Here is a 12,477-nt window from a genome sequence, read left to right as displayed (position 1 = left end):
AACTAAGTCCGGGCCACTTTCACAAATCCTTCCATCATTTCCTTCCCCACCGTAGGCGGGTCAAAACGGGCAATGATTTGTTCGGAGCGCAGGCCCATCGCCACCCGATTGACCTGATTGGCCATGAATGTATGCAGGTGGCTGGTCAACTCGTCCGGCCGGAGCGGGTCAAATGTAAACCCATTCTGGCCGTTTTGTACCAGATCCGCCGCGCAGCCACACCGATTGGAGACCACTACCGGCAGGCCACAGGCCATGGCTTCATTGACCACCAGTCCCCAGGGTTCCGACAGACTGGGTAGCACCAGGACATCGGCCAGGGCCAGCGTTTCCGGAACCCGGTACCAGGGTTGAGTTGGCAGAATTTTGACGGACGACTGGAGGCCGAGCCGATCGATCTGGTCTTGCAGCACTGCTTTCTGCGGGCCGTCGCCCAACAGCAGCAACCCCCATTCCGTTGCGGCCGGTTGTTGCCGGCGTGCCTGCGCAAAGGAGTCGATCAGCATCGGAAGGTTTTTTTCCGTTGCCAGCCGGCCCACATAGATGAAATTGAGCGGTTTTATCCCAAGCGTCTCCTGGTTAACGGAGCGCGAAGGGAGCGAGCGGTTGTAGGTATTCCGTAAGTGGGCGTTGTCAACCACCGCGTTGTTTTTTACCAGAATCCGGTCGGGGCGGACACCCAACTGGAGCAGGTAGTCGGCCTGCGGACTGCCAAAGCAGAAAAAACCGTCGGCCAGGGCGACGATTCGTCGCTTTACCCATTCTTTCAGTCCGCTCCGAACCTGATCGACCGGCGACGATTCGGTTTGAATGATCACCCGGATCCCGCTGAGTTTGGCGAGCAGCATCAACACAATCTGGGCGGGATCGTAATACCCGGTCAGTAAAAGAACATCGGGTCGGTAGGCGCGCATTCGTTGAACCAGGGCCCTGGTTTTGGCCGACGTACTGATTTGCTCAATGAAGGTATCAAACAGCAATTCGTAACTATACTGATCCGGTAATTGCTCCGGTTTCCCCATCAGCGCCCGGGATTGTTCGCTACGGGCAATTTGCAGCACGTGAACCTGGCCTTTATAGTGCGGAGCGATCCGGTTCAACTCGCTAAAAACCGTAGCCTTGTAGTGTGCCCACAGAATGTTGTGAACAATCAGAATCTTCATAGAGATGGGATGTCAATCTCAGGCGGCCGGAGCAAGCACGGGTTCGCTTCGAAGATTGGGTGGGTAAAGATGGCTAATACCCAGAAAACGAATCATCAGACAGAAGGGATGCCAGAACGAAATTTCGTACGGTCGCCCGTTGGTAAACAACTGCACGAATAACATGATGAAAAAATACGATAGAAATATCGACAGCGGATCAGGGTTGTCGCGCATCGACTTCAGGCAATAGAACAGCGTTGAAAAGCAGAATGCCGCAAATGTTACAAAACCGGGAATGCCGTGGTTGATCAGGGCCTCCATCAACGGCACATCCAGGTACGTAGACTTGTAACCCTGACCCACTAAGATGACGTGAAAGTGGCCTTCAATAACGTTCTGGAGATACTGAAAACTGGTGGCCCGGTTGCCGGCCGACGCATCCAGCGAGGCCGCAAACTGATTCTGGATCTTGATCCCGAGAATGGCGTAAACGTTTTCCAGGTTCCGTTCAATAAACGCAACGGCATACCCGTATAAAACCGCAATTAGATCCCCATTCCGCTTCATGAAGACCGAAATCCCGATGAACATTACCGCGAGCAGGGCTAATGAAGCGGGCTTGAATAATCCCCTGACGGCCATTTTGATCTGACGGGGGCGAATGTTAAACAGTAAAAACAGCCCGATGATCAGAATCAAGGCAACAATGCTGGAACGGGTTTGGGTCATAACCAGAATACCCATCCCGAATACACTGGCAAACAGCGTCAGAATGCGGGGAATGAACGACGTCTGCGGCCGGAATGCCCATATGCCACAGGCCACCACACTCATCAGGGCATTGCGGGCAAATACGTGCGGATTCCCGCTTCGGTACTCGCCTTCGCCGTATTGAATGGCGGCCCGCTGCCCGATGGACCAGGTTGGGTCCGTTAACAAGGCATAGACGAGGGCCAGGTTGGAAACGACGGTGAAGGCAATGGTAATGGGGACAAAGACCTCAATAATATCGTTGGGAATGTTGATCAGCAGGAACAGAAACAAGGCCACGTAGACGTAATAAATCGAGTCCATCGTAGCGTCCTTGAACCATTGGTCGCGGTAAAATGCCATGTAGAAAATAATCACGGCGAAAAACAGGAGCGCCTGTTTTAACAGGGTGGTATTGAGCCGGTAAAGCTTGTGCAGAAAGTGCAGCGGAATCATCAGGATGAAACCCAGGGCCAGAAAAGCCGCTGTAAAAGCCGTACTGCCCGGAGCAATCCGTAACGTCTCCTTGAAAAAGAAAATCAGGGGATATCCATCAATTACGATTAAAATACCAACCACGTAGCGCATCAGATGCAGCTTCCGCCAGGTAAATAAATCGGACAGGGACAGACTTGAAGAAGATAGCATAGGATGCGGAGTTTAAGCAATTTCAGCCACAACCGTAGCCACAACAAACCGCTTAGTCAATTGTATTTTTTTTATGCCTGTACAAATATAACGAAAAGAAAGAATAGTCAAGAAGTAACTTACCGAAGAACGATCCGGCACGTCGCCGGCAGACGCAGCCTAGTTCATTTTCCGGGGAATGTCAACGGTTTCAATGAATTCGATGGTTTGCCGGACTGTCTCGACGGATTTCTTCCGCCAACCCCGCAACGGCGGTTTGAACGGTTGTCGGCCATACGCCGGAGCAATGGCGTCCAGCGACGTTGATAGCCCGGCCCGGTTGAACGAATGCACCCGGTTTTGGTAATCCCGGAGCAGGTTTTTGATCACCGGATAGGTAGAAAGCCGAACCCGGGTCTGGGCCTGGAAATCCCCTTCCTGATCGGCTAATCCTTTGTAATTCAGAAAAACCGGTCCGGCAGCTTCGGGGAGCGTGCGTTCGTGAAGGTTCCAGATGCCCAGATGCCAGCCGGGGTTTTTTACAATGGTCACCCCTTCGAACAAGCCGGGCGTCAGCATCAGCCAGATCTGATCGGTGTACATGCCGTCGCACGGCTGGGCAAAAGCCCGTTCGGGAACCCGCTGGCTCCACCAGTCTAAAAACCGGGCGGTTTCGGGGGTCCGGCGCAGGCCGAGAAAACCGGAACTGTATAACCCGATGTTCTGAAAATATTTTTCATCCGGAAACGCCCGGTCAACCAACGGTTTGAGGAGATGGGGTGTGAGCAGCAGCGTGGCATCGGCGTACCGGTTGGTCAGCTCATGCAGCGGCTGGTACAGATAAATGGATGGATCAAGGTATATCACCCGGTCGCTTTGCCCCCGCTGCTGGTAAACGTACTGGATAAAAAGGGGTTTGCAGGCCGCTACAAATTCGGCCGGGGTGTATTGCTGCGAAAGCACTTCCTGATTCGGAATTGAAAGTTCCGTGAGAAAGAGAATCGGAAATGGTGCCTGAAAACCCGCCGGAAGCTGCCGTTCATCATCGCACAATCCAATCAAGAATTCCTCGGTGGCATGGTGCCGTTTCAGGCTTTCGCCCAGGGCCAGCGCCTGGGGGAGTTGTCGGATCGTGCAAACGGTTAAGAAGGTGATCATATCGTTTGTTATTCAAGTAAATCGCCAAGCGCGGCCAGATACGGAGCCGAGTGATTGGCTTCCTGATCAGCATACCGGTGGTAATTGCCCGCCAGCAATTCCCGGAAAACCGGCCCGATTCGGAAAAACCGCCCGTCAGGCATTGTGCTTCGCCGGTAGTAATGGGCCAACCGCCGGTCAAAGAGCCGAAGCCCGGGCGTTTTTTGGGGAAATCGTTCGGTGATTAAACGGTGTAACTGATTGATTTCCTGGTATTTATGGATGAGTGGTTCAAGTTTTTCTTGATGGGGTCGCGAAAACCGTTCCTTCAGGCTGACCGGTTTACCTGCTTCTGGGGGCCGCGTGCCGACCTGTTGCTTTTCGTGCGTTCGGTACCAGATCAGCGGTTTTTCGTAAAAGTCAATCGTACCCCTGGCGGCCCCGATCAGCCCCATCCAGCCGTCATAAATGTAGTTGGGTAAGCTGGGAATGGGTAGAAAATCCGTCAGAAACCGGCGTCGCAGGGCGGACGCACAGCCCATCACCCGGTTGCCGTCCAGCAGCACTTCCATCGCTTCACCCCGGAGCCAGCGCTGGCGGATGGGTTCGGTAAACCGGACCGTATCCCAGAACAATTTGCCCGTATTCTTCAGACTAGCATCGGCAATGTGGGCATTCGTAAAAACCAGGTCGGTGTCGGGGTGCTGAATCAGGTAATGGGCCAGGGTTTCAATTTTCTCGGGTAACCAGGCATCGTCCTGATCACAGATAAAAAGCAACTCACCCGTGCAGAGCGACAGGGCTTTTTCGAAATTCTTGTTGTATCCCAGTCGTTCGGGATTGTGAAAAAGCCGGACCGAAAACGGCGCATTGGTAGCAAATTGCGCCAGAATGTTCCGCGTGGCATCGCTTGAATCGTCGTCACACACCACGAGTTCATCGGGCAGCCAGCTTTGGGCCAGCAGAGTCTGGAGCTGCGTTTCGAGGTACGCTGCGCCGTTGTAGGTGCAGAGTGCCACCGAAATGGTTGGGCGGTTCGGATCAGATGGTGTAGCCATAGCGTGCAAAAATGGGTCGCCAGTAATCGGTTCCGTGGATATTCCAGGCATGACAGCCAAAGGGGAGTTGTCCTTTGTTATAAACCGGAATCGCCCGCTCCGGGTAAAACTCCACCGAAAACCGCATCGCCGTCCGAAAATCCGGAACGTTCAGAATGGGCCAGTAGCGGTTAATTTCGATGCCCCAAAACACATCTTCGTTGTATTGGTGCGCGTGAATTTTCTCGTAATTGGCGATTTTTCGGCGGTAGAATCGAATCCAGCGCAGTAAGGACGAAACTTTACGCAGCGAAAAACCGCCATTGCCCACGCCGTTCAGCGACGTAATTTCGCGGGGCGTCACGCCATCGTCTTTTTTTAAATCCAGCCAGATCGCAATTTTCTTCTTGACGTTGAACACGAATTCATCGGCCCAGCCGGTAAAATCGCGGTCGCGCAGCCAGGGGGCACCAATGTATTCGTAACCACTTTTACACCAGTCCGTTAGCTCATCTTTAAAGACAAACGCATCCAGCTGGTAAATCAGCATGAATTCGAAATCCGTAAACGCCTGATAAAATTCTTCCGACAGCATCAGCCGGTTATAGGACTGGACACTTTTAAAATACGCATCATCGAACGACCGGGCCTGGAGCTGAGGATGCGGGCCCGTCAGGAAGGTAATATCGAGCGAAGCCGGTTTTACAACAATAATCGGGTACGTTCCCAGCACGCGCAGGCATTGTGTCAGCGAAATCTGTTCATAGTCCGTCAGCGACGACTGGTATACCGGAATGACAACACAGGCCAACTGCGGATGCTTATTTGATGTACTCATTCGTGGCAAACCGTTTCAAGGAGATTAATTTACGGTTCTGGGTTTATGGTTTTAATTGTTGTTATGGTCTGAATATAAGTATATTGTCATCCTGTCGTGTGAAGGTGATACACGGGAAACCGTCTCAGGAATAACCCTCTTTCAACTTCGAAAGTAATGTTTCGAGCGGAGATTTCAGCGTTTTTCGCACTTTCTGGTAATACAGCACTTTGGGCGGTTTGATGTAAAAACAGGGATAAGCGCGGTACGTTTCGTTATGGTTGTCCAGCAGCCGCTGGCGGTATAGGTCAAACAGGGGCACAATATCAGGCCGGGCCTCAAACGTAAACCGGTTCTGGTATTTGGAAACCTCCTGCGGTTTGTGAATACCGTATCCGCTGTAGTGGAAAAACCGCAAATCGGCCGTTTCGTTGACTTTCCAGACGCCATTTTGCTCGGAAAAAAAGCGTTCGTGCAGGTTCCAGTAGGCCGCGTTGTAACCCGGATGCTTGTCGATGTAAACCCGATCGTAGTAAATCGGGGCGAAATTGACCCAGTGCTGATCGACGAACAGACCGTTGCACAGGTCGATCCGGCACTCGTTCACCAGCCGTTTTTTCCACCACTGCACAAACCGGTTCGACTCGTCGGTTTTCTGCAAGCCAATAAAGCCGAGGTTGAAGGTGCCGGTATTCAGGTGGTTCAACTCGTTGGGAATCAGCCAGTCGTTGATAGGCTGGCAAATGTGTGGAGTCAACACCAGGTTGTGGGTACCCAGCTTCTGCCGGAGTTCCGTCAGCGGCTGGAATACGATAATATCCGGGTCGAAATAAATGACTTCGGTGGCGTCGGGATAATGGCGGAAAAAATAATCGATGTAAAACGGTTTTACGGCGGTGTTCAGCTCCGTAATGTCGTACCGCTCGCACATGCCCGCAAAGTCCTCAATTTCAATCTGATCGACCTCCAGCATCGGGTAGTCGGGCAGGAGGGGAGCGGGCAGGTTCGCCTGATCCAGTTTATCGACCAGACCGATGATGTAGTGCCAGTCGGGATTGGTTTGCCGCAGCGAATCGCCCAGGGTGCGGGCCTGCGCCAGGTAATTAATTGAACAAATCGTGAAAGCGAGGGTCATGCGGCTGATTTTGAGTACGTAAAAAACCGCTTTAAATGATTGACGGGCTTTTCGATGAAAAACCACGAAAGCGAGGCCACGATCATCAGCAACACGAAACTGCTGACGAAGTGAATCCAGGGAGTATGCAGCGAAACGGGCGAAAACCGGCTTGCTTTGGTCAGGACCCACCCGGTGAGATATCCCGAAACCGCCATGTGATAGAGGTACATCCCGTAACTGATTTTTCCCATGTAAAGCAGCGCCGGATGGGTAAGAATCCGGCCGATGATGCCGCGAAAACCGATCGATGCGTGGACAATCACGTACAGGGACAGCACAGAAATCAGCGTGCGCTGGTAAATCCGGAAAAAACTGGTGTACGGTTGCGTCAGCATGAAGATAAACAGCGCCAGGGCCAGCAGCGTCGCCCACCGCAACTGTTTTTTGAAAACCGGGATGGCATCGGGCTGCTCGACCACGAAGTAACTCCACAGGGCTCCAATGCCGAACGAATCCAGGCAGGTGAGCGTCAGAACGCCTTCCCGGTTGCCATCCAGTGCCCACAAAATCCGGGAAGCGAGTCCCATGATGATCGTGAAAAGGATCATATTCCGCAGTTGTGAGCGCGGAGTCAGTAAAATGACCGTTGGCCAGACAATGTAAAATTGTTCCTCCACCGACAGCGACCATAAGGGCGAGAGCAGGTCGGGCCAGTTGCCGGTTTGGTGAAGCAGAATGTTATACCCGTAGAGATAATAATACGCCGGAAACTGGCGAATGTCCGAGGTATGGGGCAGAACGAAGTAAACAAAGGTGATAAACAGGTAGTAAATCGGGAAAATCCGCAACGCCCGGCGAACAATAAAATTTTTGTAAACCGCCGAATGCGTGGTTTTACCGGCCAGAATCTGGTTGCGGTTCTGGATCAGAATGCGGGTGATCAAAAAACCGCTCAGAACGAAAAACAGCGTGACGCCAATGGAACCGTTCGGCAAAAAATTAATCCATGCATCCTGCGGAAACCAGTGAAAGATCAGGACAAAGGTCACGGCAAAAGCCCGTAAGGCATCCAGTTGGGGCAAATGACCGGCTGGTTTACTCACACTCATATCAGGTTGTTAGGGCGGACAGTTGATTGACTATGGACAGAAACGAATCCATGCTCTGTTCGGACGAATGACGTTCAATGACTTTCCGCCGGAGCGTTTGTCCCATCGTCCGGCGTTGCGTTGGATCCTCGATCAGGGCACCGATCCGGTCGGCCATCGAAACCGTGTCGAGATACGGGACCACAAAACCGCCGTCGTTTTCAACGAGTTCCGGCGCACCTCCGGCCTTCTCAAAACACACGACCGGCGTTTCGCTCAGCGCAGCCTCCAGCACCACCAGCGGGTACGGATCTTCGCGGGAACAAAGTGCAAATATATCAAAACGCGTGGTATAGCGGAAAACCTCGGGCGTCGGCTCGATAAGTAGCACCCGGTCAGCCAGACCGGCTTTTTCCAGATCCAGCGCCAGGTCCTCGTACAGGGGGGTACGCGGCATCCCGACCCAGACGAAATATACCGGCAAATCCGGATACCGGCTGATGACCTGTCGGGCGATGACGTTGAAGAGGTCGTTGCCTTTGCGCCACTCCGCATTGCCACACCCGCCGATAACGAGCGCATTGGCCGGAATCCCGTGCTGGATTAGGACATCGGGCAACTGCCGGGCGTGATTAATTTTTTGCAGCAGGTTCGGAATATCGATGAGCTGAAACGTGCTGATGTGGGCCGGATCAAAACCGTATGTTTCGACGTAATGCCGCGCCACGGCCCGGGAAACCGCAATCATCCGATCGGTATGATCGAGCATAAACCGCAGATGATCCGGCTGGGTGTACATCCGAACCGCCATTTCGAGCTCATGCACGAAGAGAATGACCGGATACGATTTGACCAGGTCATGAATGGCGCGGTAGGTTTTGGAACTGGTAATGGTGTTGACCATCACCAGCCCGATGTTCTGCGCCCGGAGTTCTGCTTCAAAGGCCTGCCGACGACGTTGTTCTTCGCGCCGGTGCAGCCACTGACCGATGCGCAGGAGGTAAAGTACTTTATCGATTCGCCGTCCGTATAACCGCTCGACGGGCTGTGGGAGTTTGGTGACGCCGGTAAGGTGTCGGTATTCGGTTTCCAGCGAACCATCCCCCGCCAGCAGCAGGTGCGTCGGAATATTCCGCTGTTTGAGCATCTGGAGCATCTGCAACAACACCAACTGCGCACCCGCCCGGTTGGCATCGTGGCCGATCAGAAGAATCTTTTTCAATACACTTTGTGGCTTGGAATCGGTTTTTTCTCGGCGGGATTGCCCATGTAGACGCCCCAGGCTTCGGTCGATTTGGTGATGGACGCGGCCATGCCGACCAGCGTGCCTTCGGCGATGGTCAGGTAATCGCGGATGGTGCTGTTGACCCCGAAAAAACAGTAGGACTCGACCACGCAATGCCCCGACAGCACGACGTGTGAGGTGAAAAAGACGTGGTCTCTGATCTGGCCGTGGTGACCGATGTGGTTGCCACTCCACAACACAACATTGTTGCCAATGGTCGTAAAGGGCTGGATTGTGTTGTCCTCCAGAATGAAGCAGTTTTCACCGATCGGGTTGTTAAAAACCGTCGCTCTGGAACTGATGTACGAAATGCATTCATACCCTTTGGCCTTGGCTTCCAGATAGACTTTCTCCCGGTTCTTGTTCATTTTCCGGCCGGTCATGGGCGCGAAAAACCTGAATTCCTGCGGGGGAAAAACCGTCTCCACGTCTTCAAACGCCACCACCGGAAGGCCTTTGAACTCCGTCTCTTTCAGGTAGTCGCGGTTTACGGTAAACGCCACCACCTCGTGTTCCGAATCGTGGGTCAGGTAAAAATGCGCCAGTTCGGCGGTATCCAGTACACCAAAAATGACAACTTTAGCCATGTTGTGAGAGTTAATTGGGAAAGAGCGAAAGAGCGAAAGAGTGAATAATTTTGTCAATTAACTACTTCCTGCGAAGTTATTCACTCTTTCGCTCTTTCACGCTTTCACTCATTGACAATTAATTCGTACGCGTCCAGCATGGTCTGCACGGCGGGCACGTCGTTGAACATCAGCACGTCGGCGATGGAAAGCCAGGGCACAAATTCGTTTTTGAACTGCGGGTATGCCACGCGTTTCGACTGGATAAAAAACAAGTCGATACCTTCCTCCGCAAACCGCTGCCGGTCGTAGAGTTCCTGTCCGCCGATCGGATTGATATAGCGGCTGGCATTTTCCCGCAAACAAATGTCCAGAATCCGGTCCTGCGCCTTTAACTCGTCGTTGCCATATACCGTGGAACTGGGTACCATCTCGGTTTGAATGCCCAGATAAGCATTCAACAGGGATAAACTACCACCGACCAGTTCGGCAATCGTCCGGACCTCCAAGTTTACGATTTTTTCCAGCAAGGGATAAACCGTTGTATAAAAAGGTGCTTTCCGGTAAGCCTGTTCGATTGTTTTCAGCAATTTTGACCGCCATTTCGGGTCGTCGCTTAATTCCACGTCGCGAATGCGTTTGTTCTGGCTGGCATCCTTCAGCGGAATGGTGAACAAATGATCTTTCCCGTTCAGCAGCAGCCGGTTGCGGTTGATCCAGCCCCGGTTGATGTAGGCGACGTCGTCGTACAGAATGAATTTATCGACGGCTTTCATCAGTTGCAGATAACCGATGTAAGGCAGGAAATAAGGCTGCATGATGGCAATGGTCATATCCGTCGCTTACTTCAGTTTACGTAAATAATAATCTTCACCGGGCACAATCAGCCCTTTCATCGTCGTATCGGTTCCGAGTCGGATGTCACCCGGTTGCGGTTGGATGACGTTTTTCGAGAAAAACAGGTAATCGGCTTCCTTCGGAATGGGTTGAACCCCTTTCTCGAACGGATTGATGGCGATCAGCCGCCGGGACAGGTGTTTGCCGTACAGCGGATACTCAAAATCGTCGTTGATGGTGCCCAGCGCCACCGTAGCAGTGTCGGGGACGAGTTCGTCAAACCGTTTGTAGGGGACATAACTGTCGGGCCGGAACATCATCTGAAAATACACCCGTTCCGACTGAAAGGCCGAGGGGCGTCCGTAGGCTGGAAAAGGCAGACACCGTTCGTTCAGAAAAACCGCAAACAGGGCCGATAAGGCTCCCAGACCGATCACCAGACCGACACCGGCTTTTTGAACAATATGCCCCGGTTGGGTCAGGTTGAGCCAGCGTGTGGTAAACAGCAGCGGTAAAAAGAGGGCACCGATCAGGCCGGTTTCGATAAAATACCGCCCTTTGAACGGATCGTAGGGTGCGGAATAGGAGAGCGCCAGGAAATGAAGTCCAAAGGCAACCGCTAGAAAAAAATGAACCCGTGAGCGCGTTACGCCCATGAGGCTCAGGAAGACCAGCGGCAGAATCAGGGCAAAACCGATGATTCCCCAGTACGGGTTGGTGTTGTAAAACTCAAATCGGCGGGCAAACGAAAAGGGCTGAATGGAAAAATCGGTTTCCTCGTCGAGCCGGAGTTTCGTGATTTCTTCCAGTTTAACCAATGGTTTTCGCATGACCTGGTTTAGGTCGAGCCCCCACTGCGTGTTCCGCAACCCGTCGAGGTTGATATGATCGTAGCCATAGCGGATCACATTCCGCGTTCCTTGTTCGAACAGGTTCGATAAAGGGCCCGCCCGCTCGATCGACTGATGCCGGAGAGCCGTCGGGGGACCGATCGGGTGGCCGAACACTTCGATGTTTTTCAGATACCCCGTGGGCAGCATGAACAGGCAAACCCCCACCAGGATGGCGGGCGTCAGGTATTTCAGCCGGTTCAGGAAAACCGGAATAGTCGGCGACCAGAAAACCGTATACACCATCACCACAAAAACCGAGGGCAACAGCAGCGTAAAGGTTACTTTATGCCCGTAGGCGATGCCAAAGGCCATGCCGGTGAGGTAGAGGTACCGAACGTCGCGGGTGTCGTAATAGGCAAACAGGAAGTACAGCAGGGTCCCGAGGTACGCCGTCAGGACAATGTCGGTTTCCGTCGAAATAGCCTGCATCAGAAAATCAGGAAGCAGGGCGTAGCACAGGGCCGCAAAGAAAGCCGCCGTCAGGCTTTTGCTAATGATCCGGCTGATACCAAAAACCGCCACAATCGCCATCCAGTATGACAGGTGGTGAATCAGCTTGAAGGCATTTTCGAACCGGCCAGTGATCAGAAACGAATAAATCTGGATGGTACACACACTTTTCGGGTAGGTGTCCATGTTCCAGTTTGTCCCGCCAAAATGCCGCATCGTCCCCCGCTGAATGTACTGCATCACGCGGTTAAGGTGGCCCGTCATGCTATCCCATTCATTCGGGGGGGTAAACAGAATCAGGATGATGTTGGTGACGGCAATAAGGCCCAGCGTCGCCAGCAGCGTCGTAAACAGAATCCGCAGATAGGGCGTCAACGAGTTAAACCAGTCGCCAAAAGCAAGCCGGCTTTCCCAAATCAGCCGATTGACGGAAAAGGTCCGCCGTTCTACGAGACGTCCGAAGATGATCCGGACAACCGTGGCCGTTCCAAAGACGGCTACCGACCAGGCAAACGGGTTGGCCGTCAGCCGGAAATAGGAAAGAACAAAACCCGTCAGAATAACACTACCGGCAAAGAGGAGAAAAGAGACCAGCAGCCATTCGGGCAGTGACCGTCGACTGATACCGGATGCCGTATTGCCAATGTAGAACACAAACAGGACAAACGTGAGCAGGTAAAAGAAGGACATGGCAGAGGGAAGTAAGCGGTAAGAACGAAGCGTGATGC

The 12,477-nt window shown here is 52.9% G+C and carries 11 protein-coding genes; all 11 read right to left on the bottom strand.

What is annotated here, in order from left to right:
- Window positions 1-2: 2 nt before the first annotated feature.
- Window positions 3-1,163 carry a glycosyltransferase family 4 protein gene (locus tag ACFPMF_RS06460; RefSeq protein ID WP_379842315.1) on the bottom strand — a complete coding sequence of 387 codons (1,161 nt, stop codon included), beginning with the start codon at window positions 1,161-1,163 and terminating at the stop codon, window positions 3-5.
- Between the two features lie 18 nt (window positions 1,164-1,181).
- Window positions 1,182-2,543 carry a hypothetical protein gene (locus tag ACFPMF_RS06455; RefSeq protein WP_379842312.1) on the bottom strand — a complete coding sequence of 454 codons (1,362 nt, stop codon included), beginning with the start codon at window positions 2,541-2,543 and terminating at the stop codon, window positions 1,182-1,184.
- A gap of 159 nt (window positions 2,544-2,702) precedes the next feature.
- Entirely contained in the window at window positions 2,703-3,680 is a 978-nt protein-coding gene (locus ACFPMF_RS06450) for a hypothetical protein (RefSeq protein WP_379842309.1), read from the bottom strand.
- Window positions 3,681-3,688: 8 nt separating this feature from the next.
- Window positions 3,689-4,717, bottom strand: a complete 1,029-nt coding sequence (locus tag ACFPMF_RS06445) for a glycosyltransferase family 2 protein (RefSeq protein ID WP_379842306.1) — start codon at window positions 4,715-4,717, stop codon at window positions 3,689-3,691.
- Window positions 4,701-5,534, bottom strand: coding sequence for a DUF5672 family protein (locus ACFPMF_RS06440; protein WP_379842304.1), 834 nt, complete (start codon window positions 5,532-5,534; stop codon window positions 4,701-4,703). The genes ACFPMF_RS06445 and ACFPMF_RS06440 overlap by 17 nt, the downstream gene beginning before the upstream one ends.
- Before the next feature lie 124 nt (window positions 5,535-5,658).
- Window positions 5,659-6,648, bottom strand: a complete 990-nt coding sequence (locus ACFPMF_RS06435; protein WP_379842301.1) for a glycosyltransferase family protein — start codon at window positions 6,646-6,648, stop codon at window positions 5,659-5,661.
- Window positions 6,645-7,739: an acyltransferase family protein gene (locus ACFPMF_RS06430; RefSeq protein ID WP_379842298.1), complete on the bottom strand. Its 1,095-nt coding sequence runs from the start codon at window positions 7,737-7,739 to the stop codon at window positions 6,645-6,647. Before ACFPMF_RS06430 ends, ACFPMF_RS06435 begins: the two co-directional genes overlap by 4 nt.
- A 1-nt stretch (window position 7,740) precedes the next feature.
- Window positions 7,741-8,940, bottom strand: a complete 1,200-nt coding sequence (locus ACFPMF_RS06425; protein ID WP_379842296.1) for a glycosyltransferase — start codon at window positions 8,938-8,940, stop codon at window positions 7,741-7,743.
- Window positions 8,937-9,590 carry an acetyltransferase gene (locus ACFPMF_RS06420; protein ID WP_379842294.1) on the bottom strand — a complete coding sequence of 218 codons (654 nt, stop codon included), beginning with the start codon at window positions 9,588-9,590 and terminating at the stop codon, window positions 8,937-8,939. The genes ACFPMF_RS06425 and ACFPMF_RS06420 overlap by 4 nt, the downstream gene beginning before the upstream one ends.
- Before the next feature lie 104 nt (window positions 9,591-9,694).
- Window positions 9,695-10,402 (bottom strand): WbqC family protein, encoded by a 708-nt coding sequence (locus ACFPMF_RS06415; RefSeq protein WP_379842291.1) that lies wholly within the window; start codon window positions 10,400-10,402, stop codon window positions 9,695-9,697.
- Between the two features lie 9 nt (window positions 10,403-10,411).
- A complete protein-coding gene (locus ACFPMF_RS06410; protein ID WP_379842289.1) occupies window positions 10,412-12,439 on the bottom strand; it encodes an ArnT family glycosyltransferase in 2,028 nt (675 codons plus the stop codon).
- Between the last annotated feature and the right edge of the window lie 38 nt (window positions 12,440-12,477).

The organism is Larkinella bovis, assembly GCF_042655385.1.
GTDB lineage: Bacteria > Bacteroidota > Bacteroidia > Cytophagales > Spirosomataceae > Larkinella > Larkinella bovis.
Note: the sequence above shows the minus strand (reverse complement) of the source record. Positions and strands in the feature narration are given on the sequence as shown.

What these genes read in the sequence shown, in the direction of transcription:
- ACFPMF_RS06450 (WP_379842309.1), bottom strand. Translation starts at nt 3,680, where the DNA reads ATGATCACCTTCTTAACCGTTTGCACGATCCGACAACTCCCCCAGGCG.
- ACFPMF_RS06445 (WP_379842306.1), bottom strand. Translation starts at nt 4,717, where the DNA reads ATGGCTACACCATCTGATCCGAACCGCCCAACCATTTCGGTGGCACTC.
- ACFPMF_RS06440 (WP_379842304.1), bottom strand. Translation starts at nt 5,534, where the DNA reads ATGAGTACATCAAATAAGCATCCGCAGTTGGCCTGTGTTGTCATTCCG.
- ACFPMF_RS06420 (WP_379842294.1), bottom strand. Translation starts at nt 9,590, where the DNA reads ATGGCTAAAGTTGTCATTTTTGGTGTACTGGATACCGCCGAACTGGCG.
- ACFPMF_RS06415 (WP_379842291.1), bottom strand. Translation starts at nt 10,402, where the DNA reads ATGACCATTGCCATCATGCAGCCTTATTTCCTGCCTTACATCGGTTAT.
- ACFPMF_RS06435 (WP_379842301.1), bottom strand. Translation starts at nt 6,648, where the DNA reads ATGACCCTCGCTTTCACGATTTGTTCAATTAATTACCTGGCGCAGGCC.
- ACFPMF_RS06430 (WP_379842298.1), bottom strand. Translation starts at nt 7,739, where the DNA reads ATGAGTGTGAGTAAACCAGCCGGTCATTTGCCCCAACTGGATGCCTTA.
- ACFPMF_RS06455 (WP_379842312.1), bottom strand. Translation starts at nt 2,543, where the DNA reads ATGCTATCTTCTTCAAGTCTGTCCCTGTCCGATTTATTTACCTGGCGG.
- ACFPMF_RS06460 (WP_379842315.1), bottom strand. Translation starts at nt 1,163, where the DNA reads ATGAAGATTCTGATTGTTCACAACATTCTGTGGGCACACTACAAGGCT.
- ACFPMF_RS06410 (WP_379842289.1), bottom strand. Translation starts at nt 12,439, where the DNA reads ATGTCCTTCTTTTACCTGCTCACGTTTGTCCTGTTTGTGTTCTACATT.